The organism is Emticicia sp. (assembly GCF_043780375.1).
GTDB lineage: Bacteria > Bacteroidota > Bacteroidia > Cytophagales > Spirosomataceae > Emticicia.
This window is the reverse complement of sequence record NZ_JAYWCU010000123.1, coordinates 14,694-31,035: the sequence shown is the minus strand read 5'-3', so window position 1 is coordinate 31,035 and position 16,342 is coordinate 14,694. Positions and strand designations below refer to the sequence as shown.

General features: G+C 37.9%; 12 protein-coding genes. All 12 read left to right on the top strand.

Annotated elements, in window-relative coordinates:
- A partial coding sequence (locus ACH2CJ_RS09925) for a RagB/SusD family nutrient uptake outer membrane protein (protein WP_394992517.1) occupies positions 1 to 918 on the top strand: 918 nt, incomplete at its 5' end.
- A gap of 134 nt (positions 919 to 1,052) precedes the next feature.
- On the top strand, positions 1,053 to 3,743 hold the full coding sequence (locus tag ACH2CJ_RS09920) for a c-type cytochrome (RefSeq protein WP_394992515.1): 2,691 nt from the start codon (positions 1,053 to 1,055) through the stop codon (positions 3,741 to 3,743).
- Between the two features lie 92 nt (positions 3,744 to 3,835).
- Positions 3,836 to 4,609, top strand: coding sequence for a DUF1080 domain-containing protein (locus ACH2CJ_RS09915; protein ID WP_394992513.1), 774 nt, complete (start codon positions 3,836 to 3,838; stop codon positions 4,607 to 4,609).
- 49 nt (positions 4,610 to 4,658) lie between these two features.
- Positions 4,659 to 5,510, top strand: a complete 852-nt coding sequence (locus ACH2CJ_RS09910; protein WP_394992512.1) for a sugar phosphate isomerase/epimerase family protein — start codon at positions 4,659 to 4,661, stop codon at positions 5,508 to 5,510.
- 6 nt (positions 5,511 to 5,516) lie between these two features.
- On the top strand, positions 5,517 to 6,539 hold the full coding sequence (locus tag ACH2CJ_RS09905) for an aldose 1-epimerase family protein (protein ID WP_394992510.1): 1,023 nt from the start codon (positions 5,517 to 5,519) through the stop codon (positions 6,537 to 6,539).
- 42 nt (positions 6,540 to 6,581) lie between these two features.
- On the top strand, positions 6,582 to 7,787 hold the full coding sequence (locus tag ACH2CJ_RS09900) for a hypothetical protein (RefSeq protein ID WP_394992509.1): 1,206 nt from the start codon (positions 6,582 to 6,584) through the stop codon (positions 7,785 to 7,787).
- A gap of 93 nt (positions 7,788 to 7,880) precedes the next feature.
- Positions 7,881 to 8,912 (top strand): sugar phosphate isomerase/epimerase family protein, encoded by a 1,032-nt coding sequence (locus ACH2CJ_RS09895; protein WP_394992507.1) that lies wholly within the window; start codon positions 7,881 to 7,883, stop codon positions 8,910 to 8,912.
- A gap of 82 nt (positions 8,913 to 8,994) precedes the next feature.
- Positions 8,995 to 10,158, top strand: coding sequence for a Gfo/Idh/MocA family protein (locus tag ACH2CJ_RS09890; RefSeq protein WP_394992505.1), 1,164 nt, complete (start codon positions 8,995 to 8,997; stop codon positions 10,156 to 10,158).
- A 177-nt stretch (positions 10,159 to 10,335) separates the two neighbouring features.
- Complete coding sequence (locus ACH2CJ_RS09885) at positions 10,336 to 11,841, top strand: sugar ABC transporter ATP-binding protein (RefSeq protein WP_394992504.1); 1,506 nt, start codon at positions 10,336 to 10,338, stop codon at positions 11,839 to 11,841.
- 99 nt (positions 11,842 to 11,940) lie between these two features.
- Entirely contained in the window at positions 11,941 to 12,879 is a 939-nt protein-coding gene (locus tag ACH2CJ_RS09880) for an ABC transporter permease (protein ID WP_394992502.1), read from the top strand.
- 11 nt (positions 12,880 to 12,890) lie between these two features.
- Entirely contained in the window at positions 12,891 to 13,823 is a 933-nt protein-coding gene (locus tag ACH2CJ_RS09875; protein ID WP_394992500.1) for a sugar ABC transporter substrate-binding protein, read from the top strand.
- 127 nt (positions 13,824 to 13,950) lie between these two features.
- On the top strand, positions 13,951 to 16,071 hold the full coding sequence (locus ACH2CJ_RS09870) for a bifunctional aldolase/short-chain dehydrogenase (RefSeq protein WP_394992498.1): 2,121 nt from the start codon (positions 13,951 to 13,953) through the stop codon (positions 16,069 to 16,071).
- The last annotated feature ends 271 nt before the right edge of the window (positions 16,072 to 16,342 follow it).

The following is a 16,342-nucleotide window of genomic DNA, read 5'->3' as shown; positions in this document are numbered from 1 at the left end:
ATTACGGGTTTGCTACCAAAGTCAACGCAAGAAGCAGGTAGAGTTACCTCTGGAACTGCAAGAATGTTGTTGGCTAGTGTTCATATGGTAAGAAAAAACTGGACAGAAGCTGAGAAATTACTAAAAGAAATCGTAACAAGCAATGATTACAAATTGATGCCTGATTTCAACGATGCGTTTTCGACAAATACGGGAAACAAAAACAATTCAGAATCTATATTTGAAGTACAGTTTCAAGAAGGTGCATCGGGATATAATGGATCAATTATGTATAACTACATGCCTCGTCCAATGAGTGGAGATGAATTAAAACCAATCTCAGGAACATCAAATCCTCAACCGTTAACTGGCGAAGGCAACGGAGCTCCAACTCCCGATTTGATTAAAGCATTTGAAGCAGGCGACAAGCGTAAAGATGGAACGATTGCATACGTTACGATTAGTGGAAGTTTGAGAGCAAATAAAACTTTTCCTTACAATAAAAAGTTTGCTAAGACTCACTCTTTACATGGTAACACAGGCAATAATTTTCCAATTTATCGCTATGCAGAGACGTTGCTATTCTTAGCAGAAGCCCTAACTGAACAAGGTAAAATAGGAGAAGCTCTTCCATATCTCAATCAAGTACGTTCACGTGCAGGATTACCCGCTGCTACTGCAACTGCTCAGGCTGATTTTAGAAAGCAAGTTTATCAAGACCGCAGAAGTGAATTGGCATTTGAAAACAAACGTTGGTTCGACTTAGTACGCACAGGTACAGCCATAGAGGTTATCACTGCTTATGGTAATAGAATTAAGGCTAATCCAGTAGAGTATTATTATCCTGAAGGAGCAACAACACGTGGCAATGCCTTCAGTACTATTACGCTCTTATATGGTCTTCCTGCTGACGAAGCAGCTTTAAGTCCTTATTTTTGATTTTTTTTTAATAATACCTATTTTTCTCTGTACATTGTGGGCGAATTTCTGCCCACAATGTACAGAGTATATTGAGAGACGAAATTACACTATTCAACAATAAATGAATAATAATATTTAACCCTTACATTATTATGTTTTCTAAACAAAATTCCATTAAACTGGGTATTGGATTAGTCGCCTTGGTAACAGCCGCTTCTTTTACCCTTCTAAAAGAACCTGATTTCTCTTCAGCGATAATTGGTGACCCAAAACTGGATAAGCTAAAATATCCAGCAGGATTTAAAGCTGAACATCTTTATAGCCCTTCCGAAAACAAAATTGGTTCATGGGTTTCAATGACTTTCGACAACAAAGGTCGAATGATTTGTTCCGACCAATATGGAAAACTCTTTCGTTTAAAAATTCCAGCAGTTGATGCTAAAATGTCCAGTTCAGATGTTGAGAAACTAAAAATTGGACCTACCATCGACACAATGGGTATGGGCTACGCACATGGGTTGCTTTATGCTTTCAATAGCTTATATGTAATGATAAATAATGGCAAGAATAATAAAGAATTCACTAAAAAAAGTGGACTTTATCGCCTACAAGATACCGATAATGACGACCAATATGATAAAGTTACTTTACTAAAAGAATTGGTTGGTGAAGGCGAACACGGACCCCATAGCATTATTTTATCACCTGATAAACAATCACTTTATGTCATTAATGGTAACCATACTGATATTCCACCGTTAGATGCTTACAAATTGCCATCAAATTGGAAAGAAGACCAAATGTTCCCACTGATAAAAGACCCTCGTGGACACGCCAACGACCGCTATGCTCCAGGTGGTTGGATTGCAAATCTTGACCCCGAAGGAAAAAAATGGGAATTAGTAAGTGCAGGTTATCGAAATGCCTTTGACATGGCTTTCAACGAAAATGGTGATCTGTTTGTATATGATGCCGACATGGAATGGGATTTTGGTTTACCGTGGTATCGCCCAACTCGTATTTGTCATGCTACAAGTGCCTCAGAATTTGGTTGGAGAACAGGTAATAGCAAATGGTCGCCAACTTTTCCTGATAATCTTCCTCCAATTATTAATATTGGTCAAGGTTCACCTACCAACTTATTGCATTTAAAAGATGCGAAATTTCCTGCAAAATATAAAAGTACGCTTTTGGCTTTCGACTGGACTTTTGGTGTAATTCATGCGATTCATTTAAAACCTTCTGGCTCTACTTATTCGGGTGAAAGAGAAGAATTTTTGTCAGGAATTCCGCTTCCATTAACTGATGGTATAATTGGACCAGACGGTGCTTTGTATTTCTTGACTGGTGGCCGTCGTTTGGAATCTGACTTATATCGTGTTTCTTATGTTGGTAATGAAAGTACTGCTCCTGTGGCAGTTGTGCCTATCAATTCTGCCAATACTTTACGCAGAAATTTGGAGAAATTTCATACTGGCGGCCCAAATCCAGCGGCAGTAGCTACAGCTTGGCCTCAGCTCAAAAGCACTGACAGATTTATTCGTTATGCGGCACGTTTAGCTTTGGAACACCAACCAGTGGCACAATGGCAAGATTTGGCTTTGAAAGAAAAAGACCCAGTTGCTCTTACTCAATCGTTGATTTCGTTGATTCGCATGGGCGATGGTTCTAAGAAAACTGAGATTGTCAATGCACTTTTAAGTGTGAATTTCAAGACATTGATACAATCTCAACAATTAGACATATTAAGAGCTTTTGAATTGGCATTCCTTCGCATGGGTCAACCAGATGCAACGCAAAAACCCAAAGTAATTGCTTACTTAAACCCGCTTTATCCTGCCAATACTGCACATTTGAATCGCTCGTTGAGTAAATTGTTGATTTATTTAGATGCTCCTGAGGCAGTAGCAAAAACATTGGCTTTGATGGATGTAAAAACGGAACCAGGTAGCGATGCTTTAAATGTTGAAACAGCAACAGCATCAACTGATTTGATTTTACGCAACCCTCAATACGGAAAAGACATAGCAGCCATGTTGGCAAATATACCACCTGCTCAACATACTTATTATGGCGTTATGTTAAGTTTAGCAAAAGAAGGCTGGACACCTGCACTTCAAGATAAATATTTTAAGTGGTACTATACTGCTTTTGGATATAAAGGAGGTAATAGTTATATCGGTTTCTTGGATAGGTCATTGAAGTTAGCCTTGAAAAATGTTCCTGACAATAAAAGAGCCTATTTTGAAAAACTGGCTGGTGCAGAAAGATTGAGTAAAAATGGCAATGATTTGATTTCGGCAACAGCACCAAAAGGGCCAGGCCGAAACTGGAGAATGGAAAATGCTCTTCCAATTATTGATAAAGGCTTAGCTGATAGAAATTTCGAGAATGGAAAAGCCATGTTTGCAGCAACTACCTGTAAAATGTGCCATGGAATGAAGGGCGAAGGTGGTGCAATCGGTCCAGATTTGAGCCAACTATATACTCGTTTTTCTTCAAAGGATATGCTTGAGTCAATAATTGAACCTAATAAAACAGTTTCTGACCAATATGCGGCAACATATTATAGCCTAAAAAATGGTAGTTCGATTGTTGGAAGGCTAATTAATGAAGACAAAATTGCTTATTATATTTCTCAGAATCCTTATGCACCAAATGAGCTTGAAAAAGTTTTGAAAAAGAATGTAATATCATCAAAACCTTCATCGGCATCTATTATGTTTGGAGGCTTAATAAATAGCCTTAATGAAGACGAACTGAAAGATTTGATGGCGTATTTGATGGCAGGTGGAAATGAAAACAATCCAATGTTCTCTGCAAAAGCTGAAGTTAAAAAGTAGTAAACCAAACGTTGAATAGTACTACATCTTGTTCAAAAATGAATAAGATGTAGTATTTATAAATCAACAAACTAACAAAAAACCTACCTCAAATGATAACAAATAGCATAAAGTTTTGCACTATTATAACCCTAATTATTAGCTTGTCGGTTGGTTGCAAAGTGTCAAATTCAAGCCAAAGTGAAAAGGGTTTTAAGTCAATTTTCGATGGAAAAACTTTAAGTGGTTGGGAAGGAGACCCAACATATTGGCGAGTTGAAAATGGCAATTTAGTTGGAGAAATCACTCCTGCGACTTTGCTCAAAACCAATTCATTTATTATGTGGAAAGGTGGAGAACCATCAGATTTTGAACTAAAAGGAGAATTTAATATTACTGAAAAAGGAAATTCTGGCATTAATTATCGCAGTGAAAAACTTCCCGATATTCCTTATGCTTTGAGAGGTTATCAAGCAGATATTGATGGTGCGGTACGTTATACAGGTCAAAATTATGAAGAACGTGGTCGAACAACCTTAGCCTATCGTGGACAAATAACAAGCATTAATCCTCAAACTGGCATTTGGAAACCAGAAGATGTTAGAGCCAAAGTTCAAAAAAATGCTTGGACAGAATTGAAAGTTACTGGTTCAGTGGGAAACACAGATTCCTTAAAAACTAAAATTAAAAGTGAAGATTGGAATACTTTCCATTTAGTTATCAAAGGCAATCGCTTACAGCATTATATCAACGATGTTTTGATGAGTGACGTAACCGACAACGATATGGTTAATGGCAAATCAAAAGGAATTATGGGCGTGCAAGTACACGTTGGCCCACCAATGAAAGTGCAGTATCGAAATTTAAGACTAAAAGAGTTGAAATAGTATATAATAATTTAATGTAGGGGCGTAAAGCATACACCAAAGTAGGCAAATGAACAAAATAGGTTTCAATGTATTAGCATGGTCGGCAGGAGTTTCCGACGAATTATTTCCAATCATAGAACGATTGAAAACAATTGGTTATGACGGCATAGAATATTTTGTTGGCTCACCCAACGAAGCCGCCTACAAGCAATTGGGTAATCACACAAAAGAGCTTAATTTAGAAGTTACAACAGTAACAGTTGTTAGTCCAGATGCCAACCCAATCAGCGATTCGGCAAGTATTAGGGCAAAAGGCCTCGACCGAATTAAATGGTCAATCGACCGATCATTTGATTTGAATTCTCATATACTTTGTGGGCCTTTTCATTCAGCTCATGCTCATTTTGCTGCACATCCTGCCCTTGACGAAGAATATAAATGGAGTGCTGAAATATTGTACCAAGCAGGAGAATATGCCAAACAAGCCGACGTAGTTTTAGGTTTGGAAGCTCTCAATCGCTTTGAATGTTATCTGTGCAATACGATGGAACAATTGGCTAAATTGGTAAAAATGACAAATCATTCCAATGTCAGAGCGATGTTTGACACGCATCATGCCAATATCGAAGAAAAAAAATACGCTACTGCTATCAATACAATTGCTCCATTTTTGAGCCATGTGCATATCAGCGAAAATGACCGAGGTACGCCAGGCGATGGACACATTCCATTTGACGATGCTTTTTCGGCTTTGGCAGCAATAAATTATAAAGGTTGGCTAACGATTGAAGCATTTTCGAGAAACGATCCAGATTTTGCCAATGCCATAAATGTTTGGCGGGAATATAATGACCCTTGGGATATTGCCGAAAATGGCTTGAAATTTATTCAAAGAATGTGTGAAAAGCATAGTTTATAAACAAGAATGAACCTAAACTTTAAAGATAAAATCTCAAATCCTGCACAACTCGGTGGCATCGAAACATCAATTCTCGACAATGGTTTGGGCCGTGGAAATCGTATCGCATGGATAAATACAGGAACTGGTTTAAGATATAAAGTGGTGATTGACAGAGGAATGGACATTGCCGATGCTTTTTATAACCAGTATAGTTTGGCTTGGCTCAGCCATGGCGGTTTCACAAACCCACAACCAAATTCTGACCGAGGAATTGACTGGTTAAAAACCTTTGGTGGTGGCTTACTTACAACTTGTGGACTTTCGCACGTGGGCGGCCCCGAAAAAGACGAATTTGGTGAAAGAGGTATTCATGGAAATATTTCTAATCTTCCCGCCGAAATTGTTTCCATCATTCAGCCAGACCCATTGGCAGGAAAAATGGAAATGAGTATTACAGGAATTATAAAAGAAACAAAAGTTTTTGGCCCAAGTTTAGAACTCAGAAGAACCATTTCAGGAACACTCGGCGAAGCAACTATCCGAATACATGACGAAGTAATCAATCGAGGAAATACGCCAACGCCCCTGATGGTTTTGTATCATTTTAATTTTGGTTATCCTTTAGTTGATGAAGGTACTCAAATACTTTGGGAAGGATCGTGGAAAGCACGATTTGGCGAAGAAAAAGCAAAGATTTTTAAAGAAGGCAATGAATTTAAAGTCTGCCCTGCTCCCATCAACGACCATCTTGGCACTGGCGAAGAAGTTGTTTTTATTGACCCAAATTCCGACGATTTAGGCAACTGTAGTTGCGGACTATATAATGAAAAAATTGGTTTAAAAATTGAAATTAACTTTAAGAAAGAACAATTACCGCACTTAATAAACTGGCAACATTGGGGCAAAGGCGAGTACGTAACTGGCATAGAACCAGCTACAAATCCACCAATTGGACAAGCACAAGCAAGAGCAAATAACGAACTGATTTTTCTGAATCCTTATGAAATTCGTTCGTTTGACTTAGAAATTAAAGCTACAGAAATATAAAACTTCGTAACATAAAATTCAACTCCTTAAAAATATTATATTATGTCAAATTTAAGTGTAGCACAAAAAGCTTTAGAACAAGGAAAAGGAATATTACGATTAGCACCTACTTGGGTTCCACGTTCATTTTGTGTGCCAGGCCGAAGAATAAAACTTCATCCTGATGATTATTATGTACTCGGCGGTGTACGTGGAGGAATCGATGAACGTTGGCTTTCATCAACAACTCCTGCTAAAAATGGCCCATTAACAAGCGAAAATGAAGGATTAAGCTTCATTATTGTTGATGATGAAAGAGTTCTTTTGAAAGATGCCATTGCCGAACTTGGGGCTGAAATTATCGGCGATCGCCTTTGGAACGAATACCAAAGTTGGCCAATGTACTCTAAGTTTTTTGATAATATGGGGCCCCTGCCACACCACATTCATCACGATGACATACAAGCCGCTAAAATCGGACAACTCGGAAAACCAGAAGCCTATTATTTTCCTCCACAATTAAATAATCACGGTGGAGATTTTCCTTATACATTTTTTGGCATTGCCCCTGGTACAACCAAAGAGCAAATCAAAGAATGTTTGATGAATTTCACCAAAGGCGATAATAAAATTACGATGTTTTCGCAAGCATTTCCTTTAGTTCCAGGCACAGGTTGGGATGTACCTCCAGGAATGCTTCATGCTCCGGGAAGTATGTGTACCTATGAGCCGCAAAAGGCATCGGATGTTTTTGCGATGTACCAATCTTTAGTAAACGAAGCTATTATTCCTGAAGAATTATTGTGGAATGGCACACCTCCAGACCAAATCGGCAACTATGACCAATTGATGGAAGTAATTGATTGGGAACTAAACACCAATCCAAATCTTTTGGAAACTCGTTTTATGGCTCCAAAACCCGTAAAACCGGTGGCAGAAATGGAAGCTGAAGGATATATAGAAAATTGGATCTGCTATCGTTCGGAAGCGTTTTCTGCCAAAGAATTAACTATTTTACCAAATCAAACCGTAACAATTAAAGACAGTGCCGCTTACGGAATAATTATGATGCAAGGACATGGCACAATGGGTGTTTGGAACATCGAAACACCCGCCTTGATTCGTTATGGTCAATTGACCAATGATGAGTTTTTTATCACCGAAAAAGTAGCAATTGAAGGTGTTACAATTACCAATCATTCATCAAATGACCCAATTGTAATGCTCAAACATTTTGGGCCTAACAACCCTGATTTAATTATTGAGTGATTTTGTGATTGAGCGAATGAATGATTACAAAAACTGATTATTACGCCCAAATCACCAAATAAAACAAGAACAACCTAAAAATCTATTTAATATATGGAAAATAATTATCCCAAACTTCACAATGCCACTTGGCCGGGTATTGTAGGAAAAGGACCAGATTCTGAACCAGCTATTTCGTTGGATACAATGCTCGAAATGACGGCCGCTGCCGAAGTAGGTGGAGTAAAATTTGACGGTGTTGATTTAGGTCTCTTCGACCCACATTATGACCTCAATACTTCTGACGACGCTATCAAAAGATTAGCAGATAAAGTAGCAAAGCATAACCTCGAAATTGGCAGTTTGGTAGCTCCAATCTGGGGAGGGCCAGCGATGGGAAGTAAAGAAGAACGCACTCAATTTATTGAAATGGTGCGTAAATCTTGCCATATTGGTCAAAAATTGCGTGAAATGGGCATTCGTCCAAACGGAATCATTAGAATTGACTCGGCAAGTAGTCCACAAAACTGGGCAGTTGACCCTATTGGTAATACAAAACTCATTGCTCAAACATTCAGAGAAGCCTGTGATGTAGCTGCCGATTATGGTGAAAAATTAGCTGCCGAAGGCGAAATATGTTGGGGAGGAATGCACTCTTGGAAAGCTATGCTCGAAACCTTAGAAGCAGTTGACCGCCCAAATATTGGTTTTCAAGCCGATATGTCACATACGACTTTGTATTTGCTAGGATATAACGCACCCGAAGCTCGTATTTTACCAGAAGATTTTCAATGGGGAGATAGAGAAACTTTTCTTGCAGGACTAAAAGAACTCACAAATGTTCTTCGTCCTTGGACAATAGATTTTCATGTGGCTCAAAATGATGGTACTGTACATGGAACTGGCTCGCACGACAAAACTGGTCGCCATTGTCAAGCAACCGACCCAAATGGCAAACTTGATATTGCCCATGACGCAGGTCTTTGGCTTCGAAATGAATCGGGCGAACTGACAAAAGCCTTCAAACACATTTGTTGGGATGGTTGTATGTTTGCCAACGATGTAATGACTCAACCAAAAACTTGGAATGATATTTTGGCAGCCATGATAAATGTTAGAAAACAACATGGTTGGTATGAAGCCTAAAAAATTTACGATTTACGATTTGAAAAACAAATCAAAAATTTAATCGAAAATCGAAATTCGTTAAATCATAAATAAAAATATTATGTCAAAGAAAAAACCACTCAGAATAGGATTAATAGGAACGGGTTTTATGGGACGAACTCATTCCAATGGATATAATCGTGTACCAAACTTTTTTCCTGAATTAGAATATACGCCTATTTTAAAGGCTGTTTGCTCACGAAATGCAGAAAAAGTGCAAGCATTTGCCGACCAATGGGGTTATGAATCTATCGAAACCGACTGGAAAGTCCTCATTGCACGTGATGATATTGATGCTATCGATATTTGCACACCCAACGATTCTCACGCTGAAATTGCTATAGCAGCAGCAAAAGCAGGAAAAATGATTCTGTGCGAAAAACCTCTTTCTCGCAATTTAGAAGAAGGAGAAGCAATGGTAAAAGCTATTGAAGAAGCAGGCGTACAGAGTACCGTTTGGTACAATTATCGCAGATTACCAGCCGTTTCTTTGGCAAAACAAATTATTGATTCTGGAAAGTTGGGCAAAATATACCATTATAGAGCCAATTTCTTGCAAGATTGGACAATCAGTGCCGACCTCCCACAAGGAGGAGCGGGACTTTGGCGAATGGATGCCGAAGCGGCTGGTTCGGGCGTGACGGGCGACCTTTTGGCTCACTGCATTGATACCGCCATGTGGCTTAACGGAGCAATTATAGATGTTTCGGCAGTTACCGAAACTTTTGTAAAAGAACGTATGCACCAGCTGACTGGAAAAGTGCAGCCAGTGAGCATCGACGATGCTTGTATTTTTCATTGTCATTTTGAAAACGGTTCATTAGGTCTTTTTGAATCTACTCGCTACGCACGTGGACATAAAGCTCTTTATACTTTTGAAATCAATGGTGCCGATGCTTCGATTCGTTGGGATTTGCACGACCTCAATCGCATGGAATACTTCGACCATCGAGATGAGTCAATTGTACGTGGCTGGCGTTCGATAATCGTAACTGATGGCGACCAACCGTACATGGATAAATGGTGGGTTGGTGGCTTAGGCATTGGTTATGAGCATAGTTTTGTGCATCAAGTAGCCGATTTCTTGAAAAGCTTAGAAACTGGCGAAAGTTGTTCTCCAACTTTCAAAGAAGCACTACAAACTCAAAAAGTATGTGAAGCAGTCATTAATTCAGCAAATTCAAGAAGTTGGAAAAACACTAATGTAGATGGTGATTTTGTTTGATAATGTAGTTTTTTTGACGCCCCCCCCCTCCTTTTTTTAAGAAGGTGTGTTCTGACTAAAGTCGGGCGGGGGTGGCTTGTTCCAAATTGTTAACTTTCAAACTAATTTAATGCCACTCAAATAGCCTCCTCCCTAAAAAAAAGATGAGAAAATAATGATAAAATAGTTAAACAAAAAATGCCCTCAAACCCTCAAAATATCCTCCAAGTACAAAATCTCTCAAAAGCTTTTTTGGGGATGAAGGCTTTGGACAATATTCAATTTGACCTTAAAAAAGGCGAAGTTCACGCCTTAATGGGAGAAAATGGAGCAGGAAAGTCAACTTTTATGAAGATTTTGATGGGTTTGCTTACACCCGATTCGGGCGAAATTATTTTTGAAGGGGAAGCTTTAAAAAAATACAATGTTAATGAAATTTTGCATAAAGGAATTTCAATGATTCATCAAGAAATTTTGGTCGTTCCCGAATTAACTGTTGCTCAAAATATTTTTTTAGGTCGAGAAAGTAATTATTGGAATTGGCTAAACGACAACAGAATTAACCAAAAAGCTCAAGAACTACTAAAATCGATGGGTGTAAATATCAATGCTCAATCAAAAATAAAAAATCTGAGTATTGCCGAAATGCAAATGGTAGAAATTGCTAAAGCGATTTCAAATAATGCAAAAGTGATTATAATGGATGAGCCTACATCAGCACTTTCTGATAAAGAAGTTTCAATGCTTTTCAAAATTATTAAAGATTTGAAAAGCAAAGGCGTGGCTATTATTTATATTTCTCACAAAATGGACGAGATATATGAAATTACAGACAGAATTACCATTTTAAGAGATGGCAAATACATCGCTACCAAAAACACGAGCGAATTAGATAAAAACGAACTTATTGCTTTGATGGTCGGACGAGAAATAGAAAGCCTTTTTCCTGTAAATAATTCGATAAGAGTAGAAACTGAGTGCAGTCCTGCAGTTTTATCGGTTCAAAATCTTAACAAAAAAGGAAAATTTAAGGATATTAACTTTGAAGTTTTCGCGGGAGAAGTTCTTGGCATTGCTGGCTTGATGGGTGCAGGAAGAACCGAAATAGCTAGAGCGATTTTTGGTTTAGATAAATTTGACAGTGGCGAAATTACTTTAAATGGGCAGAGAATTAAAATAAAATCGCCACAAGATGCCATCAAAAAAGGCATTGGTTATGTAAGCGAAGACCGCAAAGCTTTGGGTTTTATTCCTGCGTTATCGGTAAAAGAAAACATCAGTTTATCGAGTTTGGCTGATTTTTCAAAAGCTTGGTTTGTAAATGCAACCAATGAGAAAGAAGCAACAACTCAATTGGCAAACGATTTGAAAATAAAAGCCACCAGTATTAATCAAAAGGTAATGAATTTGAGTGGAGGAAATCAACAAAAAGTAGTGATTGGAAGAGTATTATTGTCTTCGCCGAGCATCATTATTTTAGACGAACCTACTCGTGGCATTGATGTAGGAGCAAAATTTGAGATTTATAAATTAATTAAGCAATTGACCGAAAAAGGAGTAGCTATTATTATGATTTCGTCAGAGTTACCCGAAATCTTGGGTATGAGCGATAGAATATTGGTGTTATCAAAAGGAAAACAAACGGCTTTACTCTCAAAAAAAGAGGCAACACAAGAAAAAATTATGCAATATGCAGTTCATTGATTTACGAATTCAGATTTACGAATTACGATTTTCAAGATAAAGTATTTCGTAAATTGAAATCGCTACAGCGAACCGTTCGTAAATCATAAATATAAAAAGATGCAGTTCATCAACAGCTTAAGACAATATGGAATTTTTGTGGTATTTATTACCATTTGCCTTATTCTTTCATTTATTTCACCACAATTCTTGACAGTTTCTAATTGGACAATCATTATCACCCAAGTTTCTATCAATGCTTTGTTGGCTTTTGGCGTAACGTTTGTCATTATTACCGGAGGAATTGACCTTTCTCTTGGTTCGATGGTTGCAGTAACTGGTGTAACGGCGGCAATGTTGGCACATCCTGATACATTTTCTTTGGTTTTGCCAATATTTGTGGCTTTGCTTGTTGGTCTTTTGATGGGTGCTTTCAATGGGTTAATCATTACTAAAAGCAAAATTGCTCCCTTTATAGTTACACTCGGCACAATGACAATTGGACGAGGTTTGGCTCTGATTTTAAGTAAAGGTCGCCCAGTTTCCAACCTTTCTGATTCGTTTAATTTCATTGGTGGCGGTACTATTTTCGGAGTTCCTTTTCCAATAATTGTGTTGATTTTTGTCTTTGTGGTTTGTAACATCATTCTCAAAAAAACACTTTTAGGACGATATATTTATGCGGTTGGTGGCAACGAGCAAGCATCAAGGGCATCTGGAATTAACGTAAATCAAGTAAAAATGGCGGTTTATTCGATTGCAGGTTTATTGGCAGGCTTGGCAGGAATTTTATTAACGTCGAGAATCACAACGGGACAACCCAATGCAGGAGCAGGTTTTGAATTAGATGCTATTGCGGCAGCAGTCATTGGCGGCACAAGTACATCGGGCGGAACTGGTACAATGACAGGAACTTTGATTGGCGTTTTGCTCATTGGAGTGATCAACAACGGACTCGATTTACTCAATGTAACATCTTATTATCAGCAAGTTGTGATGGGAATAATAATAATTGGTGCAGTAATTTTAGATAGTTGGAATCAGAAAAACAATTCGTAAAATAACATAAAATGAAACAACTCTATTCAATATTAATCATTTCCGTTTTTCTGTTCACAAGTTGTAATCAATCAAAAAGCAACGAAAAAAGTGAGGGTAAAAAAATAAAAGTTGGGGTAACAATGCTCAGTATGCAAAATGAGTTTATTGTGAATATCAGTGATGAAATGAACAAAAAAGCTAAAGAATTAGGCGTAGAATTAATAACTGTCGATGCCGAACACTCACCTTTGAAGCAAATCGAACAAGTTGAAAGTTTCATTGCTCAAAAAGTAGATGTAATTATAATGAATCCTTGTGAAGTTGAAGCGAGTTCACCCGCCGTTACAAAGGCATTAGCCGCTACAATTCCTATTATCAATGTAAACTCGGCAACTAGTTCAAAACCAACTGCTTTTGTTGGCTCAAATGATGTCGAATCTGGCAGAATTGCCATGAAATTTATCGCTGATAAGTTGGGTGGAAAAGGAAATGTCGTAATGATTCATGGTTTTATGGGGCAAGCGGCTCAAATTCAACGAGAACAGGGAGCAAAAGAAATCTTGAAAGAATATCCAAATATAAAACTCATTGCCCATCAAACTGGAGAATGGGATAGAGCAAAAAGTATGGATTTGATGCAAAACTGGATTCAGTCTTATGGAACAAAAATCAATGCAGTTTTTGCCCAAAATGATGAAATGGGACTTGGAGCATTGAAAGCCTTGCAAGATGCTGGTATGAAAGATAAAGTAATAGTAGTAAGTATTGATGCCATTGCCGATGCTTTGCAAGCGGTGAAAAATGGCACTTTGGATGCCACAGTTTTTCAAAATGCTAAACAACAAGGAGCAGGAGCAATTGAAGTAGCGGTAAAAATTGCTAAAAGACAAACTTTTGAAAAAGAATTGATGATACCGTTTCAGTTGGTTACAAAAGAAAATATAAGTGAGTTTTTGAAATAATTTTAGACATAAAATGTACGGGTTTATTGCATAAACCCTTGTCGTAGAATTGATTTCTCACAAAACAAATGTTGTAGAATCAGTTTTAATAAAAAAAGAGATTTTAAGCTATAATAAAGATAAAGAAATGAAAAATACGAAGACTTTCAACCATGTAAGCTACTTGTGGGATGACAAAAAAGCCGCCGAATTATCAGGCGACGAAGTAGCCTTGTTTATATACCGTTCAAATATTCTTGGTGCTGATTTGAGATTAACGAATTACGGGGGAGGAAATACTTCAGTAAAAGTTTCAGCCAAAGACCCTTTGACAGGAGTCGATACTGAAGTTATGTGGATTAAAGGCTCAGGCGGTGATATAGGCACTTTGACTAAATCAGGTTGTGCTGCACTTTACATGGAAAGACTTCTTAATCTCGAAAAAGTTTATCGTGGTATTGAATTTGAAGATGAAATGGTTGAACTTTTCAATCATTGTATTTTCGATTTAGCCTCAAAAGCCCCTTCAATTGATACGCCTTTGCATGGATTTTTACCATTTAAGCACATTGACCACCTTCATCCAGATGCAGCCATTGCGATTGCAGCAGCAAAAGATGGAGCAAAAATCACCGAAGATCTATTCAATGGGGAAATAGGCTGGGTGGGCTGGCAACGCCCAGGTTTCGATTTGGGTTTACAAATACGCACTTGTTTGGAAGAAGCCGCTTCTCGTGGAATAAAATTACGTGGAATCATGCTGGGTTCACACGGACTTTTTACTTGGGGAGAAACATCTTATGAAAGCTACATAAACACGCTCGAAGTAATCGAAAAATGTGCAGAATATTTGGAAAGTAATTATAAAAACGTTTTTGGTGGACAAAAAATCGAAAGCCTTGCAACCGATGCCCGACATTTGCAAGCAGCTAAAATTGCTCCAATTTTAAGGGGATTCTGTTCATCAGAACGCAAAATGATTGGACATTTTACCGATGATGCACGAGTGTTAGAATTCATTAATTCGAATGATTTAGATAAACTTGCTCCACTCGGAACTTCTTGCCCTGACCACTTCTTGCGAACAAAAATTTCTCCTTTGGTCTTGGAATTAGCTCCAAATGAAGATTTAACAGACATTTCTGGTATAAAATCAACATTAACACCTGCATTTGAGGCTTATCGTGCAATGTACACCGAGTATTATAATACTTGTAAACATCATAATTCGCCAGCCATGCGTGACCCAAACCCCGTGGTTATTTTGTACCCAGGCGTAGGAATGTTCACGTTCTCGAAAGATAAAACAACCGCTCGTTTAGCATCAGAATATTATATAAATGCTGTAAACGTGATGAAAGGTGCTGAGGCGGTTTCTGAATATACTTCATTGCCACGACAAGAGGCTTTCAATATTGAATATTGGTTATTGGAAGAAGCAAAATTGCAACGTATGCCTAAACCTAAAGCCCTTTCGGGTCGAGTGGCCTTGATTACAGGTTCGGCTGGTGGAATTGGCAAGGCAATTGCCAAAAAATTTGCTGAAGAGGGTGCTTGTGTGATTATCAACGATATTAATACCGAGCGTTTAAATGATGCCCAAATTGAATTCACTAAATTTTTCGGTAAAGATGCCGTAGCCACAACCCTTTTAAATGTAACCGATGCCTCAAGTACCGAAAAAGCACTCGAAGCCGCTTGTTTGGCTTTTGGTGGAGTAGATATTGTGGTAAATAATGCAGGAATAAGCATCTCAAAATCTATTGCTGAACATAGTTTAGAAGAGTGGGATAGGCTTTATGACATTTTAGTAAAAGGGCAATTTATTGTTTCAAAAGCTGGCATAGAAGTTATGAGAAAACAAGGTTTTGGAGGCGATATTGTTAATATTGTATCTAAAAACGCCGTAGTTGCTGGACCAAATAATGCAGGTTATGGTTCGGCGAAAGCAGCTCAAGCACATCTAACACGTTTGATGGCAGCAGAAGTTGGAGGTGATAAAATTAGAGTAAATACCGTAAATCCAGATGCAGTAATTTCAGACTCTAACATTTGGTCGGGAGGCTGGGGCGAAGGGCGGGCAAAGGCTTATGGCATCACTGTCGAGGAATTGCCAGCATATTATGCCAAACGCACTTTGTTAAATGAAATCATTTTACCTGTTGATATTGCCAATGCTTGTTTCGCTTTTGTGGGTGGTTTATTGAACAAAACCACCGGTAATGCAATAAACGTAGATGGTGGTGTAGCGATGGGTTTTTATAGATAGCATAGTTTTGTTTCATCATAGTTTTAAACAAGTTCTAACGTTTAATTTTTAAACGTTAGACTTTTTTTATCTCCAACAGCCAGAAAATCTTCCTTATAGTTTAAACGAAGCTACTTAACATAGTCTTCCAATATTTGAATCGCCAGAATTTTGATAAATTAAATATTTTATTTTTTTGCCAAATAACCTACTTTTAAGATGAAAACTTAATATTGAAAAACACACGCAATATTGCTTTTTCTTTATTAATTTGCGATGATTAGCACTTTAT

Coding starts and splice junctions, on each gene's coding strand:
- ACH2CJ_RS09875 (WP_394992500.1), top strand. CDS start 12,891: ATGAAACAACTCTATTCAATATTAATCATTTCCGTTTTTCTGTTCACA.
- ACH2CJ_RS09910 (WP_394992512.1), top strand. CDS start 4,659: ATGAACAAAATAGGTTTCAATGTATTAGCATGGTCGGCAGGAGTTTCC.
- ACH2CJ_RS09895 (WP_394992507.1), top strand. CDS start 7,881: ATGGAAAATAATTATCCCAAACTTCACAATGCCACTTGGCCGGGTATT.
- ACH2CJ_RS09900 (WP_394992509.1), top strand. CDS start 6,582: ATGTCAAATTTAAGTGTAGCACAAAAAGCTTTAGAACAAGGAAAAGGA.
- ACH2CJ_RS09870 (WP_394992498.1), top strand. CDS start 13,951: ATGAAAAATACGAAGACTTTCAACCATGTAAGCTACTTGTGGGATGAC.
- ACH2CJ_RS09905 (WP_394992510.1), top strand. CDS start 5,517: ATGAACCTAAACTTTAAAGATAAAATCTCAAATCCTGCACAACTCGGT.
- ACH2CJ_RS09885 (WP_394992504.1), top strand. CDS start 10,336: ATGCCCTCAAACCCTCAAAATATCCTCCAAGTACAAAATCTCTCAAAA.
- ACH2CJ_RS09915 (WP_394992513.1), top strand. CDS start 3,836: ATGATAACAAATAGCATAAAGTTTTGCACTATTATAACCCTAATTATT.
- ACH2CJ_RS09920 (WP_394992515.1), top strand. CDS start 1,053: ATGTTTTCTAAACAAAATTCCATTAAACTGGGTATTGGATTAGTCGCC.
- ACH2CJ_RS09880 (WP_394992502.1), top strand. CDS start 11,941: ATGCAGTTCATCAACAGCTTAAGACAATATGGAATTTTTGTGGTATTT.
- ACH2CJ_RS09890 (WP_394992505.1), top strand. CDS start 8,995: ATGTCAAAGAAAAAACCACTCAGAATAGGATTAATAGGAACGGGTTTT.